Source organism: Cupriavidus sp. PB-02 (genome assembly GCF_058252315.1).
Map to the genome: position 1 here is coordinate 3,325,876 of NZ_CM177694.1, position 15,737 is coordinate 3,341,612.

A 15,737-nucleotide genomic window follows, 5' to 3' on the forward strand; every position below is an offset into this window, starting at 1 on the left:
CTGCCATAAAAAAGCCCGGCTGCAAAGCCGGGCCAAGCACACTACCAAGGAGACGACGAGGCTGCCCCCGTCGATAAAACACCTGTCGTTCACGCCGGCCCCGCCTTCAAGCGGGGCCGCGTTTCATTTGTTCGGTTGCGGCGTCAGCCGCAGGTACGGCCGCACCGCCTTGTAGCCCTTCGGGAATTTCTCGCGGATCACCGCTTCGTCCTTCAGCGAGGGCACGATCACCACGTCGTCGCCGTCCTGCCAGTTGCCCGGCGTGGCCACGCTGTGGCTGTCGGTCAGCTGCAGCGAGTCGATCACGCGCAGGATTTCGTTGAAGTTGCGCCCCGTGCTCGCCGGATAGGTAATGATCAGGCGCACCTTCTTCTTCGGGTCGATGATGAACAGCGAGCGCACCGTCAGGGTCTCGTTCGCGTTCGGGTGGATCATGTCGTAGAGCTGCGAGACCTTGCGATCGCCATCGGCCAGGATCGGGAAGTTGACCGTGGCCGACTGGGTCTCGTTGATGTCGCGGATCCAGCCATGGTGCGACTCCACGCCATCCACCGACAGCGCGATCGCCTTGACGCCGCGGCGCGCGAACTCACCCTTCAGCTTCGCGGTCAGGCCAAGTTCCGTGGTGCACACCGGGGTGTAGTCGGCCGGGTGCGAGAACAGCACGCCCCAGCTTTCGCCAAGCCACTCATGGAAGCGGATACGGCCTTCGCTCGAATCCTGTTCGAAGTCCGGGGCGATGTCGCCAAGACGCAATGCCATGCTCTGTTCTCCTGTTTTCGGGTGGAACCAGAGTATCCGGATTGATATCCAACCCAAACGAATATAAAGTCACTACAAAATCACTCCAAGTCATAAAGACTTTTTCTGACAATCATCGCGCGGGCGTTCCGGCATGCTGGCATCATCGGCATCGCCGATTGCTGGTTCCGGCGCGTGGCCTTGAAACCACGGCCGCTCGCCACATATGCTAAGTATCAGACCGACAATTGCCGTTAGCCTCGGAGCGAAGAAAATGTCAGAATCCGCACAAACCGAACCAACCGCCCGCAAACAGGAGAAACTGATGAGCGATGTCAAGACCGTTCTGTCCGACGCCGAAGAACTGCTTAAGCAAGCGGCTTCGACCACCGGCGAAAAGGCCGCCGAACTGCGCGAGCGCGGCATGGGTCTGCTCAAGCAAGCCAAAGAAAAGGCCCAGGACCTGCAAGATGCCGTCGTGACCAAGAGCAAGGCCGCTGCACGCGCCACCGACGACTACGTGCATGACCACCCGTGGCGCGCCGTGGGCGTGGCCGCCGGCGTGGGCCTGCTCGTCGGTCTGCTGCTGAACCGCAAGTAAGCGCTGCCAGCCAGCGTTTTGAAGTCCCGACGCGGCCCGCTGGTGCCGCGTCAGAGCGGCAACCCGGCGCGATGCGCGGGTTGCCAGTGGCCCGGGAGCCCGCACATCGGCGCCACCCGGCCCCGCCCGCAGGAAAGGCGCGCACGGCCATGCCGGCGCGCCGCTCTTTCACGCCGGAGCCGCTGAGCGAACCCATGAGCGAACCCACCCCCTCCCCCAAATTCCTGGAATCCGTGCGCAACCTCGCCAACTCGGTGGTCGCCATGGTCCAGACCCGCCTGGAACTTGCCAGCGTCGAGTTTTCCGAGGAGCGCTCGCGCCTGATGAAGGTCGCGCTGCTGGCCTGCTTCGGCCTGGTGTTCTTCGGCATCGCGCTGGTCACCTTCACCGCGCTGATCGCGATCCTGTTCTGGAATGCCTACGGCTGGCAGGCCCTGGGCGTGCTGGCTGTCCTCTACCTGCTGCTGTGCGCCGCCTGCCTGGCGTACGCACGCAACCTGGTGCGCAACGCCCCGCCGATGTTCGAGGCCACGCTCGCCGAACTCGACAAAGACCGGGAGATCCTGCGCCGATGAGCACCCTGGAACCCGAGGAAAGCGCCAGCGGGCGCAACCGCCGCGAACACCCGCGGCCTGTCCGATTCAACCACGAGGTGCGCCTGCCGCTGGAAGTGCGAAAGGAGCTGCTGCTCACGCGCGCCGCGCTGGAACGCCACGACTGCCTGCAGGCCCTGCACGAGGTGCGTGGCGGCGCCCGGCGCCTGGGCACAGTCGCCCACTGGCTGCCGCGTATCGCGCGTCCCGGCTCGTGGATGAAGGTGGTCGGCATGACCAAGGAATATCCGCTGCTGAGCACCGCGATCACGCTGGCGCTGCCGCTGATCAAGCGCACGCCGGTGCTACGCTGGACCTGGAAGCTGGGGAAGATCGGCGCCGTCGCCGGCGCGGCGTACTGGGTCTACAACACCTGGCGCGATGCCCGGCGGCAGGCCATCCCGCCCGCGATCGTGCCAACGCCTGCTGCGCCGCCTGTACCGGCACCGGCGGCCGGCAACGCGGCACCGCCCGCCACCGATACGGGCTTCCGCGACCCGCTCGTTCCCTGATCCCTTACCGCTGGCTGGCAGGCAGGTTGCCAGCTCAGCCCGCCAGCGCCACCGCCGGTTCGTCACCGACCGCCGGCCCGGCCGGTGCGAACGGCACCGGCGGCGCCAGGTGGTAGCCCTGCGCCAGGTCCACGCCCAGCTCCCGCAGCCGCTCCAGCATCGCCTCGCTCTCAACGAATTCCGCAATAGTCTTCTTGCCCATCGCATGGCCGATGCGCTGGATCACCTCCACCATCACCAGGTTAACCGGATCAGCCAGCATCTCGCGCACAAAGCTGCCGTCGATCTTCAGGTAGGCCGCCGGCAGGTGCTTCAGGTAGGTGAATGACGACATGCCGGCACCAAAGTCGTCCAGCGCGAAGCTGCAGCCCAGCTGCTGCAGCTGCTGGATAAACGATCCCGCCTGCGCCAGGTTGGCGATGGCCGCGGTCTCCGTGATCTCGAAGCAGATCCCGTCCAGCGCGATACCGAAGCGCTGCGCCTGCTCGCGCACGAACTCGGGAAAATGGAAATCCGCCAGCGACGAGCCGGACAGGTTGATCGCACAAGTGGCAATGGCCTCCTCGCCATCGCTGCCCTGCCGCCCCGCCAGCGTGGCAAACGCGGTCTCCACCACCCAGCGGTCGATCATCGGCATCAGATTGTAGCGCTCGCAGGCCGGCACGAATGCCATTGGCGGCACCAGCCGGCCGCGCTCGTCCACCAGGCGCAGCAGCAGCTCAATGTGGCGGCCGGCCTCTGCAGCGCCCGCGCCGGTCTGCACCGGCACGATCTCCTGCGCGAACAGACAGAAGCGCCCCGCCGCCAGCGCCGCATGCACGCGGCTGACCCACTCCATCTCGCCGTGGCGCGCCTGCACCACGCTGTCCAGCGGATGGTAGACCTGCACGCGGTTGCGGCCGCCCTCCTTGGCCACGTAGCAGGCCGCGTCGGCCGCGCTCAGGGCCTCGGCGACGCTGCCGGTCTGGCGGTCCAGCGTGACCAGGCCGATGCTGACGCCCAGCGCGAAGGTGCGCTGGCGATGGGCAAAGCGGAAGCACGCAATCGCGCAGCGCAGCGCCTCGGCCACGCGCTCGCCATCGGTCCCGGCGCAATGCTCCAGCAGGATGCCGAACTCGTCGCCGCCCAGCCGGGCCAGCGTATCGCTCTTGCGCAACTGGCTGCCCATGACTTCCGCCATTTGCCGGATCAGCTCGTCGCCGGCGGCATGCCCGCAGGTATCGTTGACCACCTTGAACTGGTCCAGGTCCAGGTACATCAGCGTATGGGGGGTACCTTGCGATCGCGCGCGCGCGATCGCCGCGCCCACGCGGCGCTCGAACTCGGCGCGGTTGACCAGCCCCGTCAGCGCATCGTGGCTGGCCTCGTACGCCAGCCGCGCGGCGTGTGCGCGTTCCTGGCTGACATCGTGCAGCACTACCACCACGCCGATGGCCTGCGCGCCGCGGTCGCGGATCAGCGCCACCGAAGGCTTTACCGCCACCACCGGCCCGTGCTGCCCGGACGCCGCGCGCTGCACCAGCTGCGCCGACTGGCCGTGCCAGCGCTCCCTGAGCGCCAGCGTGACGATATCGGGCAGCGGCGCGTGGCTGTCTTCGTCGCGCAGCACGCAGACCTGGGCCAGCGGCAGGCCGCGGGCATCGGCTTCGCGCCAGCCGGTCAGCGCTTCGGCCGCCGGGTTGAGCGACTGCACGCGCCCCCACACATCGGTTGTCACCACGGCGTCGCCGATGGCCTGCAGCGTGACCTGGGCGCGCTCCTTCTCGGCAAAGAGCTGCGTCTCGTAGCGCTTGTTGTCGGAGATATCCGTCAGCGATCCTGCCATGCGGGCACGCCGCCGCGCCGGCCCGCGCACCAGCCTGCCACGTGCGCGCACCCACAGGTAATGGCCGGCGCGCGTGCGCAGCCGGAACTCGGCGTCATAGGGCTCGCCGCTGCGCAGGTGGCGCGTGAGCTTGTCCTCGAAGGCGACCAGGTCGGACGGATGCAGCAGCCCCAGCACCGTCTCGCGCGCATGCGGCAGCTGGTCGGCCTGGTAGCCCAGCATCTGCGCGCAGCGCGGCGAGAAGTACAGCTCGCCGCGGCCCAGGTGCCAGTCCCATAGCCCGTCGTTGCTGCCCTCTACCGCCAGCTGCAGCTGCTCCTCGCGCTGCGCCAGTGCCTCGCGCAGCTGGCGCTCGCGCCGCAGCGGCCCATGTGACAGCAAGATCGCCGACATCAGCAGCAGGGTCGCCATCACCGCGCTGCCGGTCGTGAACAGCCGTGTCACCCGGCGCGAGGCTTGGCCGAGGTGTTCGGAGAAGGCACGCTCCAGCGGCGTCAGCCTGGCATCAATCCGGGCGATATTGCGCAGCACCGGCGCCACGCATTCGTCGCCGCATCCCGGCTGCTCAACGAGATGGCGCAACGCCAGCGCCTGCTCGTGCAAGGCAAAGATTTCCTGGTCGCCCGCCGCCCACACGCGGATCGCGGCATCGACCTCCTGGATATTGCGGAAATTGCGATAGAGCCGGACCATCCGCGGAATGTCTTCCAGGTGGTTGCCGCCGGCGAGCAACCCTTCGCGCACGCGCTCCAGGTCAGGCTCGGCGCGGTCCAGTTCCAGGCGCGCGCGATGGTCGCCGAGCGGGATGGCGATGGCCGCCAGGTAAGAGGCAAAGTCTTCGGGGTTGCGGTCCTCGCCATAGCGCAGCAGGTGCAGCACGGCGTTCTTCTGTCCCTTGGACCACTGGCTCTCCCCAGCCACGAACGCGCGCGCGGCCGATAGCAGGTCTAGGCTGGCGATGCTGAACAAGGCCAGCGCGACGACAACCGGAACGAACGGCCAGATGATGCGCAGCACGTGCCCACTGGCCGGCAAGGAAAGGCCTGCTCGCCGCATAGGGACTGGTTGGGAGTCGTTTGGGGCCGTGCCTTGCCGGCCCCTCTGTAGTACCGTGGCCGACACAGCCGCGGTTGTCCCATTGTCCTGTGCGTCCGCCCCTAAGTCTCTACCTCGAACAAGTTAAAGCGGCTGCACGCCAATGCAAAAAGGGCCTGTGACTTGCGCCACAGGCCCTTCGTAATACTGGTGGGTCGTGCGTGACTCGAACACGCGACCAACGGATTAAAAGTCCGGCCAAGAGGTCATTTCTCCGTGTTGACGCGCACTCATGTAACCCGATGAAACCAGCAACCACAAGGGATTCCGGCATAGTTGCCCGGATTTTCACGTTGCTCAATGTTGATTGTTTGCCATAAGATGTGGTTACACGGCGGTTACATGAAGCCATGTAACCCGGTCTCAAGAGGTGGCATCAATGGCAAAGGTCAATTTCACGGCGAAGCGGGTACAGGAACACACCTGCCCTGATGGCAAGGCCCAAGCCTTCCTGTGGGATGCCGCGTCCCCCGGCCTTGGCCTGCGTGCCACGGCAAACGGGGCAAAGGCCTATATCTTCCAAGGCAAGGTTCACGGGCAAACGGTCCGCCTGACCATTGGCGACCCGCGAAGCTGGCGCATCGACAAAGCCCAGGAAGAAGCCCGCAACCTGCAAACGCTCATTGACGCAGGCAAAGACCCCCGCGAAGCAAGGGCCGAAGTTCGGGCCGCTCATGAAGCCAGGCAAGCCGCCGCCCGCCGCAAGGATGTAACCCTTGGGGATGCGTGGACCGCCTACATTGCCGCCCGTCGTGGCAAATGGTCTGAACGTCACTATGTGGACCATGTTCGCCTTGCGGACCGTGGCGACCGTGAATGGAAGCGAGGCAAGACCATTGCCGCGCCGCTCGCCGCGCTACTGGATGACCGCCTTTCCGACCTGACCCGCGAGCGGATAGCCGTATGGCTAGAGAAAGAGGCGGAGAGCCGCCCCACCAGCGCCGCCCTATCCTTCCGGCTACTGCGCGCCTTCGCCCGCTGGTGCGAGGACCAGGCCGCCTACAAGGGTTTGGTATCGCTTGACGCCTTCTCGAGCCGCATATCCCGCGAGCACGTACCCAAGGCCAAGACCAAAGACGATTGCCTGCAACGCGAGCAACTGCCCGCCTGGTTCGCTGCCGTGCGCGGGATTTCAAACCCGGTCATATCGGCATACCTTCAAGGGCTGCTTATCACTGGCGCGCGCCGGGAAGAATTGGGCGGGCTGCGGTGGGACGACGTGGATTTCCAATGGGGAAGCCTGCCCATCCGGGACAAGGTGGAAGGCGAACGCACGATTCCGCTGACGCCTTACCTTGCCTCCCTGCTGCTGGCCCTGAAGCGCCGCAATGACACGCCGCCCAACGTGCACAAGCTGCGTGAAATGGAAGCACGCGGCGAGAAGTGGGAGCCGTCGCCTTGGGTATTCAGCAGTCCCACATCCGCCAATGGCAGGCTGGCAGAGCCGCGCAATGCCCACGCCAAGGCGCTAGAGATTGCTGGTTTGCCGCATGTGAGTCTGCATGGCCTGCGCCGGTCCTTCGGTACGCTGTGCGAGTGGGTAGAGATGCCGTCCGGCATTTCCGCCCAAATCATGGGGCACAAGCCGTCCGCCCTGGCGGAGAAGCACTACCGCCGCCGCCCGCTGGACCTGCTGCGGGCGTGGCACATCAAAATCGAAGCGTGGCTGCTGGAACAGGCTGGAATCAAGTTCGAGCCGAAACAGGCCAAGCCGGGCTTGAAGGCAATTACCGCCGCGTAGCAATACGGGCGCTTTTCTTACGCAGCACAAGGGAAATGTATGAAGACAAGAAGAATTGCGGCAACGCTCATCATCCTCAGTTTGGCTGCCTGCACTACGCCAAGCACCTTCACAGACAAGCCGATGACCCAGTTTGACCGCGACACCGAATACGTCGTGGAAAATACGCAAAACGGCTTTGTTATCACAATCAACTACAGCCGCTACCAGTTCATCCCTGAGTCCAGCGCCGTTGCGACAGCGTGCAAAGCCGCCCTTACAAGCGTTGCGCACGAGATAGCCGAGCGCAAAGGCCGCCGAATAGAGCCTGTGAATGAGCAGCGCATCAAGCTTTCGCTTGGTCGTAATGGATTAAGTGGCGTTACATCGTGCTCCGCTACGGCGCCCGTCGCGTGGAAGATGTAGCCGCCGCTTGCCAGTTTTGCCCCTGCCTACGCCGACGGGCGGAAAAGCCGGACACCTTCACCGGCCTGGTAGGGGCATCCAATTGAAGGCCGCACGTGAAGGAGTGCGAGAGTGGGGTACGTATCGAGTACGGTTACGTATGCTGACATCGTTCGGCAATTCAGGGTAGAGCCATCCGATATGGACGATTGGCCTGCCCCTGGCCTATGGCTTCGGAGCGATGGCATATGGGCGAAGGAGCCCGAGCACTACAAGGATTCGGGATTAACCCCCGACGAATTCGCGGCACTAGTCGACCACCCGTCCGGAGATTACTCCCAGCCCGCACTCAAACTGCCATGCACTGTCAAAGAGCTAGCAGACTTCTTGCGATGGGCCCACTGTGAGGACTACATACGCTCGGCACAACATGATTTCGTGGAGCTGCTGCTGCCTGCCTTACAGAACGCGAAGCTAACAGCGGAATATGAAGCTACGTACATTGGTCCGTGGCCTAAGGGAAGTGCGCAAGCCAGCAAAGCCAGCCAGCCGGGTGCCGAACCTGGCTTTCCCGTCGCTGGTCACACCAAGCGCGAGAGGCAGATTCAGGCAATCGAGGCAGAGGCCGATAATTTGAGATTCACGCGGACGGCTATCCCGAACGGCGGGAAGAGGAAAATCGAGGACGCATGCCGGGCGCACCATGCTGATTTGTTCGGGGTCGGGAAAGACCCGTTCAAGGAAGCGTGGCAGGAGGCGGTTAATCAGAACCGCATCCGGATGGCGAATCACCACAAGTACGCCCCTTCCTAAAAATAGGGTTCTGGAGTGGGGAAAAATTACCCCACATCCCCACTCTTGCGACCCCACTCCCTCCCCACCCCAAAGTATCAACGCCGAGACACAAAGCCGAACGCGGCGGAAGTCGTGAGGCGTTGATAGCGAATATCGGCACGTTATCAACGTCCCGCGCCCCCGCCAAGTGAGGCCGAATTGGACGTTGATTATGACCCGTGCTGCCCTGCTGACTGGCGCGCCCCTGCCCGAAGTCCTGCCGACTGACCAGGCCGCCGCCGCCATCAACCGAAAGCCACAAACCCTCCGGAAATGGGCCTGCTTGGAGAACGGCCCCATCCGCCCCGTCCGCATCAATGGCCGCCTCGCCTGGCGCGTCGCTGACCTGGCAAAGCTGCTTAACGGGGGCCAGTAATGGAAAAGGCCCAACTCCCATTGATTGCGGAATTGAGCCTCGCTGACACCGAGAATACTACCGCACAGGAAGCCCCCCGTAAATTCACTGGGACCGACAACCCGCGCCACCTGCGCGTGATTCACGCCATGCCGGTGCGCCCCCGCCGTCGCAAAGAAATCGACTGCATCGCCGGCTGCTCCAACGGGCCCGAACTCATTGCCGAATTGCGCCGCCGCGGCCTGGAGATTCCGTGCCGGCGCGTGCCCGTGGTGGACCGTGACGGGTTTGTAGTCCGCGTGGGCGTGTACAGCTTCACTCCAGATGACTTGAAGGCAATCCGCACCTGGCAGCGCAAGTGCGTGAAGGGGGCGGCATGATGAACGGGCGCGATGGACTCGAGCGTGCCCGCTCTGCCCTGTTCTCCCTGGACCCCGGATGCCCCCGCGACGAATGGACGCGGTACGGCATGGCCGCCAAGGATGCTGGCTTGGGGTTTGAGGACTTCCACGAGTGGAGCGCAAGCGCACCGAACTACCAAGGGGAGCGCGACTGCCTGAGCGCGTGGCAATCCTTCGGTGATGGCCCGGTGAAGGCCGCGACGTTGTTTCATGCTGCGCGCGATGCTGGCTGGCAGGACAGGACGCGCCAGACCGGCATACAAGCCGCCCGCACGCTGACCCCGAAGCCCAAGGCACACCCCGCGCCGAAAGCCTCTAAGAAGCCGCGCATTGACCTGTCCGCGGCATTTGAGAGCTACCCGCCCGCGGACGCCTCGCACCCCTACATCATTGCCAAGCGCGGCATGCCTGACGGTCTGCGTATGGTTCCCCAGGATGACCCACTGACCATCCGAGAACAAGCCGTGGCCGGTTCTCTGGTGGTGCCAGTCCGCTCGCTGGATGGCGAACTGCGGACGGTCCAATACATCACGGCGCCCGGTGCCGGTGTGAAGCTGAACGCGGCGGGCGCATCCTTCGGGGAGGGCCTGTTTGTGCTCGGTGAAATCGAGACCGATGGTCGCATCTACATCTGCGAAGGCCTCGGGCAAGCGTGGGCTGTGGCGCGCGCCGACTATAACGCCGCCGCCATAGTGGCCTTTGGCTGTGGCCGCTACCCTGCCGTGGGACGTGTCCTACGTGAGCGCTTCCCCAATGCCCAACTCGTATTCGTGGCCGACCGTGGCAAGGAGTCCCAGGCCGAAGCCATCGCCCGCGAGGTAAACGGCGCATGGGTGGAGATGCCCACCGACAAACCCGCGAACTACGACGCCAACGACTACGAAGCCGAGCACGATAGCGAAGCCTTGGCGAACCTGTTGCAAGGCGCCAAGACGCCGCCCATGCGCTACCGGCTGCAATCGGGCGATGACCTGCTGAACGCTCCGCCGCTGCGGTGGTTTGTGCGTGGTGTGCTGCCCGCCGATGGCCTGGCCGCTTTGTATGGCCCGTCTGGTTCTGGTAAGTCCTTCCTGGCGTTGGACCTGTGCGCCGCCATCGCTGACGGTGCGCCGGAATGGTTTGGCAAGCGCGTGACCCCTGCCTCTGTCACGTACTGCGCCCTGGAAGGCGAGCGCGGCATGGGCAAGCGCGCCCAGGCATGGAGCATCAAAAATCGCCGCCCTCTGCCCGGTCGCCTGCGCTTCGTCACGCAATCCCTGGACCTGCGCCAAGAGGCCGATATTGCCGACTTGGCCGCCGCCGTGCTGGCCGCTGGTGGGCGTGATGGCCTGCTGGTGGTAGATACCCTGAACCGCGCCGCACCGGGGGCCGATGAGAACGCCAGTAAGGACATGGGCGAGCTTATCGAGTCCTGCAAGGAATTGCAGCGCCGTATTGGCGGCGTGGTCCTGCTGGTGCACCACACAGGCAAGGACGGCACCAAGGGCCTGCGCGGGCATAGCAGCCTCTATGCAGCACTGGATGCCGCCATTGAGGTTTCGCGGACAGACAGCCGCCGCGAGTGGTCGATTGCCAAAAGCAAGGACGACGAGGATGGCGAGCGAACCGCCTTCCGGCTGCACGTGGTGGAACTTGGCGACGATGAGCACGGCGAGCCGGTTACGTCCTGCGTCGTGGAGCCGGATGAGAGCGCGCCGACCGCTTCCCGACCCATGCCCAAGGGAAAGACGCAGAACATTGTCTATTCCGTCTTGAAGGCCCTGTTGCGCGACTCAAAGGACTTCGCCAAGGGTGGCGCGCCGATGGGCCGCCCCTGCGTGGAGGTGGAAACCGTCGTGCCAATCATCGCAGAGCGGCTGCTGTGTCGACCGGACCAAAAGACATACCAAGTCCGCCGCGCGCTCGCGGCGATGACCGGCGAAGGGGAAATCTATCAAACGGGGGGCGGCTGGCTATGGGTGAACTGATGGCACGCACAAATCGCACAAATACTCACTTTGTGCGGTCTGTGCGCACCGCACACACAACACCCTTTAAGGGTGTGTGTGCTGTGCATGAGTTTGTGTGTGAGGACTCTTCTCTGGAGCAGGGGGTTTAAATGGGCGTGAAATCTCGGGACAGGGGCGACACGCTCGCCTCGCTTCATCTGGCACTGGTGCGTGCTGCCATATTCGTCAGGGAGGTGATGCCATGGGCCTGACATCGAGGGACAAGGACCGGGCGGGAACCGTGCCACTACCGTAAGTTATGGCGACCTTCTCGCGACTCTATTTTCAGCGGTCAAGGCTAACTTTAATTAACTTTAGCCCAACAAAAGTTAACAAAGCATCACCCTTTGGCTTGCGCTCTGCTCCGGTCATCGAAGGGGCGCGCGGCTTTGCGAGGCGCGGTTACCTCTCCGGCGGCAGCAGAATGTCCGGCATCACGAACTCCTCCGCCTGGTGCTTGGGCATGCCCGCTGCCATCAGTGTCGCCACCTGCGTCGCCGCCTGCTTGCTCAGACTCTGGGCGAACTCCTGCAGCGTCCCGTCCTTCTGCATTTCCTTGTACGCCTTCGGGCGCCACTGTTTCCAGTGCCGGAGTATCAGCCCCGTGTACTGCAGTCCTAGCATTGACTCTCCATCATTAGTGGTATCCCGGGATTCAATCGTTGTCGCTGCCGATGGCGTTGCAATGTTGAGCTACAAATCCGGCACCGCGCTCATCCCTGCTACAGCGTCTTTATTTCTTCTTGGCGGCATACAGCGCGAGCGCAAAGTTCAAAACTATAGTAATGGCGCAATAGGCTATGTTGGCCTGCGAGGGACGCCATACCGTGAAAGTCAAAGGAAGGACGTTCGAAGCGGCCAGACATGCCAACATAGTCGCCGGGCGTGCTCGTTGCTCCTCAATTAAATCGCGGAGCAAGACGATGAAAGTGTATGGACCCAAAACGGCCATTGCTAGCGCAGTTCCGACCCCAGTCAGAACACTTCGCCCAATAGCCCTTCCTTGACGCTCCATCCAGACAGAAACGTATAAGGTCAAACCAAAGCCTGCCAACACGCTGTAAAAGTACAGCGCCAGAACATGCTTCTCCATGAGGATTCCTTGTGAATTACCTGCGCCGCTACTCTAGCCGTCGGCACGCTTCGGATTCAGTCCGTCGGTAATCCGCATCGCGCTCATCCAGGCACCTGAAGTGACCGAAAATGTCGTGACCGCGTGCTGGCGCGATGGTTTGGCGACTACCTAAGCCTGCCCCATCTGAGCCTCACCCCTTGCAACTGACAATCAGGCTGCGAGTAACGAGTGGCCCATAGCCCGTTGGCGTGCTGTTGCCGCTGGAATTAACGATGTCGTAATTCCCGCCGCACGCTTTCGCGGCCGCGTTGTAGCACTTCGACCAGCTATCCGCCGACCCATCACAGGAAATGGAATACCCCTGTTTTCCATTCGGCCCGGCGATGGGTTCAACCACTGCCGCGCAGGCGGTCAGCGCCAGCGGCAGCGCAAGCACATACAGCGCACGTTTCATGCTCCTCTCCCTTAGCAATTAACTACTTTTCGATGTTGTTGCGTACTACCGGATTTCCGGCAGTAGCGCCGCCACGCGGCCAGCAGCACAGCGTGAAAGGTGCGCTGGTTCCTGAGCCAGTCTCCCACGTACTAGCGGCCGCAGTCTGTGCCATTCCGGCAAACCCGGCACGGTTGATGGTGCGTTGTGTTTGTCCGGCGTTTTTTCCCGGCAACTGTCTACTGGCTGTCCGCTCAATCCCTGGAAGCTGCGTTTGCCGCGCGGACCGGGTCGGTCAGCTTCGGACTCCGTTTGCGGCCCGCAATGGGACTACAGACGACTACGCCAAGCAAAAGCACACGTGCGGACATGCCAAATATCTCAGTTGAGCTATAGGGATTGGAATTGATTTGGGTATCCTATCCCGTGGTATCGGGTCCGTCAAATGCAGAACATTGGCGCATGGCGAGACCCTCACCGAAACACGCTGGCAATCCCGCACTTGCATCTATTGGCAAGACGGTGCGTGCAATTCGGAAGGTCCAAGGGTTTTCGCAGGAAGAGCTAGCACTCGCTACAGATATGGACCGCTCCTACATTGGCGGAATTGAGCGAGGCGAGCACAATCTGACAGTGCTGAATTTGGTCAGAATCGCCAGTGTGCTGGGCACCTCGGCAGGTGAGCTACTCGCTCAGTCCGGCGTATAGTCGCAGCATTCAGAGCCCCTGCGGCCACCCTATTGAAAGCTAAGGCGGCGTGCTCCACGTGCCCGGCCTAATTGCACCACCGCCAGCGACGGGTAAGAGCTAAGACGCCGCGACCGCTGGCTGACGGGGAGCCGGTTTTCCCTGCCTGCGCGCTCAAGCCGGGTACGGGCGACAACAGCGACGCGGCGAACCTGCCAACAACGCTAGAAGTGGGCAGACCGGGACATCTGCGTGTTAAGGATTGTCCAACGGAAAAGAAATTGCTCTCGACGGTCCACGGCTTCGCAACAGGTACTCGTCTCTTACAGCGACGCATTCAGCGTCTCTTGTTCCGCGCCCCTCCTGAATTAAGCGCCTCTAGTCAGCCAGCGCCTTCATCAACGCATCCCGCCCGTCCTGGTAAAACTCAACATCAAGCTTCGTCGCCATTTCATCCGACAGGTCAAATAGTTGTCGACGGCAGGACACTGGCAGCAGCAATGACTTGGCGCCCTTCTCAACCGCCAGCTCAGCCAAACTCACGGCGTTGTGAATTGGCTCGATGGTGCCGCCGAGTGTCACTTCGCCAACGACCACCAGCCCCCCACGTACCGACTTCTTGAGAAGGGCACTAGACAGAGCAATCAAGGCGCCAACCCCGGTCTTGGCCCCAGACTTGGCGGCGTCGAAGCCCCGCAGTTGAACGGAGAACTCATGCGAACGCGGGTCACGGTCTCCAACAAGTTGCTGGGCGCGGGCATACAGATTCTGCTCGGCACAGCGAATCGATTCCTTGAAGGAGGCCGGCACCGGATTGTTGAGTACTCGGACACCGCTTCCGGGCCCTTCTGTTGCTTCCAGCCGGAACAGTCCCGGGTGCTCGTCCTGCCCCCCCGGGCTCAGGACCCACACCTGGCCGCACTCGAGCGGCTCATCACCGATGCCTCCCTGGCTCTGCAACTCGGGAGTACTAACGAACTTCTCGACCCCCTCTGTCCCCATGGTGTAGCTAAAGTGAGTATTACGGAACTCCGCTGCACCGATGCGCTTCTGCTGCTCCTTAACGCGGCGGCGCACTTCTAGAGCTAACCGGACCGCCCACTCCAGGTCTTCATCGCTGACCGAAGTCTCGGCGCTCGGGTAGAGCAATTTGAGCAAGCCGCTTACTGTCTTGTTGACGCCGTTGAGGTCGCGCCCAGAGAGTGCTCCGCCCCAGTACACACGACCCTGCAAGGTGGAGACGCGGCTTTGGTTACGCAGTTGCGTGAAGCATTCCGACAGGAAGTCGCTCACCAGGCCGAAATGCTCGGTAAACAGGCTAGGGTTGAGCTTGGGTACATCCCAGCCTGGCAGGAAGCAGTGGATTCGGTCCATAAAGGCCGTGTCGTCTCGCATCTCTGGCGGCAACGGCCCGAACAAATGGCTGATGCGCTGCTGATGCTCAACGTCAACATCGAAATTGCCGACCAGCACAATGGAGCCGTCAGCACGGATGCTCTCCTTGCCCCGGGAGAACTCGCCGCTCTCCATGTAGCCCTTCATGATGTTGACGCCGTCCTTCTGGTCAAAGGAGACGCCCGACACTTCGTCGAAGCAGACCACATCGTATTGGCACACCAGACCGCGTTGCCCGGTGGAGTTGTTGACGAACATGCGAGCCACGGTAGCCTTGCCACCGGAAATAAGGTGCGCATAGGGCGAGACCTGTTGGAACAGGTGCGATTTCCCTGTGCCGCGCGGGCCCAATTCGACAAGGTTGTAGTTTCGCTCGACGAAGGGGACCATACGTAATAGCAGCGAATCTTTCGCGCGCTCTGGTAGGGTCTCCGGCTCAAACCCAACACTGCGAAGCAGCAGGTCTCGCCACTCAGCGGTCGAGAAACTCTCGCGCCCTTTGGCCAGCACATCCAGCACCTCACGCTTGGACAGTTGAATGGCACGCAGTGCGTCGACGCCAAAGGGCCTGCCCCCCTTCTCCTGCGCAATCGATGCGTCGTAGCCCAGCGTGACCTCGGCGTAGAAGCCACCTGTCAGCATACGCTCGTTCTCTTTGACCATCTCTGGTGTCAGCCGGACATCCGTCAGCCGCAAGCTGGGAAGTGTGGCGATGTAGGAGTCAGTCTTGGAGTCGAGCCGAGCGGTAATGATGTCGATGATTTTGACCGAGCCAGACTCCCGGGCCCGGGCCTTGAACAATTCCTCCTCGCCCGCCTTGACGGTACGGGAAGCCAGCTGACGCTGGACGATGTCGAGGCCCTCTTGGATTTCAGCCTCATCCGTTGTCGCGCAATAGCGGCCAAGCAAAAACTCGACGACATAGGTTGGCACCGGGAACTGGCGACTGAACGTGCGAACCAGGTCCTTCCGAACTACATAACCCTCGAAGGCAGTCGAAGCTATTCTGTCCAAGTCATCGAGTTGCATCTTTTCTACCTATTCTTGTGCCCTGGTCTTAACCAGAATCCTACTTTG

16 protein-coding genes and 1 tRNA gene are annotated in these 15,737 nt (G+C 62.7%); 10 read left to right on the forward strand and 7 right to left on the reverse strand.

All coding sequences use genetic code 11. The features are described from left to right. Positions 1-123: 123 nt before the first annotated feature. Positions 124-762, reverse strand: coding sequence for a peroxiredoxin (locus AC10V3_RS15585; protein WP_349606597.1), 639 nt, complete (start codon positions 760-762; stop codon positions 124-126). Positions 763-1,015: 253 nt separating this feature from the next. Between AC10V3_RS15585 and AC10V3_RS15590 the strand changes: the two genes are divergently transcribed. The 3 genes from AC10V3_RS15590 to AC10V3_RS15600 all read left to right on the forward strand — a co-directional run bounded on the left by AC10V3_RS15590 (position 1,016) and on the right by AC10V3_RS15600 (position 2,447). Continuing rightward, the gene (locus AC10V3_RS15590; protein WP_022536174.1) at positions 1,016-1,342 is read left to right on the forward strand and encodes an ElaB/YgaM/YqjD family protein; all 327 of its coding nucleotides are present in this window, start codon (positions 1,016-1,018) and stop codon (positions 1,340-1,342) included. A gap of 194 nt (positions 1,343-1,536) precedes the next feature. Continuing rightward, positions 1,537-1,917: a phage holin family protein gene (locus tag AC10V3_RS15595; protein ID WP_041681559.1), complete on the forward strand. Its 381-nt coding sequence runs from the start codon at positions 1,537-1,539 to the stop codon at positions 1,915-1,917. Beyond that, positions 1,914-2,447 (forward strand): DUF3318 domain-containing protein, encoded by a 534-nt coding sequence (locus tag AC10V3_RS15600; protein WP_454752266.1) that lies wholly within the window; start codon positions 1,914-1,916, stop codon positions 2,445-2,447. Before AC10V3_RS15595 ends, AC10V3_RS15600 begins: the two co-directional genes overlap by 4 nt. 34 nt (positions 2,448-2,481) lie before the next feature. On the opposite strand, the gene AC10V3_RS15605 is transcribed toward AC10V3_RS15600, so the two are convergent. Both AC10V3_RS15605 and AC10V3_RS15610 read right to left on the reverse strand, forming a co-directional pair. After that, positions 2,482-5,307 carry an EAL domain-containing protein gene (locus tag AC10V3_RS15605; protein ID WP_454752267.1) on the reverse strand — a complete coding sequence of 942 codons (2,826 nt, stop codon included), beginning with the start codon at positions 5,305-5,307 and terminating at the stop codon, positions 2,482-2,484. 208 nt (positions 5,308-5,515) lie between these two features. Further along, a tRNA-Lys gene (locus AC10V3_RS15610) sits at positions 5,516-5,608 on the reverse strand. 138 nt (positions 5,609-5,746) lie between these two features. Between AC10V3_RS15610 and AC10V3_RS15615 the strand changes: the two genes are divergently transcribed. The 6 genes from AC10V3_RS15615 to AC10V3_RS15640 all read left to right on the forward strand — a co-directional run bounded on the left by AC10V3_RS15615 (position 5,747) and on the right by AC10V3_RS15640 (position 11,049). Further along, a complete protein-coding gene (locus tag AC10V3_RS15615) occupies positions 5,747-7,108 on the forward strand; it encodes a tyrosine-type recombinase/integrase (RefSeq protein ID WP_490922459.1) in 1,362 nt (453 codons plus the stop codon). A 39-nt stretch (positions 7,109-7,147) separates the two neighbouring features. Further along, entirely contained in the window at positions 7,148-7,513 is a 366-nt protein-coding gene (locus tag AC10V3_RS15620) for a hypothetical protein (RefSeq protein ID WP_490922461.1), read from the forward strand. Positions 7,514-7,930: 417 nt separating this feature from the next. After that, complete coding sequence (locus tag AC10V3_RS15625) at positions 7,931-8,305, forward strand: hypothetical protein (RefSeq protein ID WP_490922462.1); 375 nt, start codon at positions 7,931-7,933, stop codon at positions 8,303-8,305. A 193-nt stretch (positions 8,306-8,498) separates the two neighbouring features. Next, positions 8,499-8,702 carry a DNA-binding protein gene (locus tag AC10V3_RS15630; protein WP_490922463.1) on the forward strand — a complete coding sequence of 68 codons (204 nt, stop codon included), beginning with the start codon at positions 8,499-8,501 and terminating at the stop codon, positions 8,700-8,702. Further along, on the forward strand, positions 8,702-9,061 hold the full coding sequence (locus tag AC10V3_RS15635) for a hypothetical protein (protein WP_490922464.1): 360 nt from the start codon (positions 8,702-8,704) through the stop codon (positions 9,059-9,061). Before AC10V3_RS15630 ends, AC10V3_RS15635 begins: the two co-directional genes overlap by 1 nt. Then, positions 9,061-11,049, forward strand: a complete 1,989-nt coding sequence (locus AC10V3_RS15640) for an AAA family ATPase (RefSeq protein WP_490923680.1) — start codon at positions 9,061-9,063, stop codon at positions 11,047-11,049. The genes AC10V3_RS15635 and AC10V3_RS15640 overlap by 1 nt, the downstream gene beginning before the upstream one ends. 423 nt (positions 11,050-11,472) lie before the next feature. Here AC10V3_RS15640 and AC10V3_RS15645 read toward each other — a convergent pair whose 3' ends face one another. The 3 genes from AC10V3_RS15645 to AC10V3_RS15655 form a co-directional block, all read right to left on the reverse strand. Next, positions 11,473-11,694 (reverse strand): hypothetical protein, encoded by a 222-nt coding sequence (locus AC10V3_RS15645; protein ID WP_490922465.1) that lies wholly within the window; start codon positions 11,692-11,694, stop codon positions 11,473-11,475. 109 nt (positions 11,695-11,803) lie between these two features. Further along, complete coding sequence (locus tag AC10V3_RS15650) at positions 11,804-12,163, reverse strand: hypothetical protein (RefSeq protein ID WP_490922466.1); 360 nt, start codon at positions 12,161-12,163, stop codon at positions 11,804-11,806. A gap of 172 nt (positions 12,164-12,335) precedes the next feature. Further along, positions 12,336-12,599, reverse strand: coding sequence for a hypothetical protein (locus tag AC10V3_RS15655; protein WP_490922467.1), 264 nt, complete (start codon positions 12,597-12,599; stop codon positions 12,336-12,338). Positions 12,600-13,040: 441 nt separating this feature from the next. Between AC10V3_RS15655 and AC10V3_RS15660 the strand changes: the two genes are divergently transcribed. Then, positions 13,041-13,286: a helix-turn-helix domain-containing protein gene (locus AC10V3_RS15660; protein ID WP_490922468.1), complete on the forward strand. Its 246-nt coding sequence runs from the start codon at positions 13,041-13,043 to the stop codon at positions 13,284-13,286. Positions 13,287-13,643: 357 nt separating this feature from the next. Here the strand turns inward: AC10V3_RS15660 and brxL are convergent, their stop codons facing one another. Next, complete coding sequence (gene brxL, locus AC10V3_RS15665) at positions 13,644-15,689, reverse strand: protease Lon-related BREX system protein BrxL (RefSeq protein ID WP_490922470.1); 2,046 nt, start codon at positions 15,687-15,689, stop codon at positions 13,644-13,646. Between the last annotated feature and the right edge of the window lie 48 nt (positions 15,690-15,737).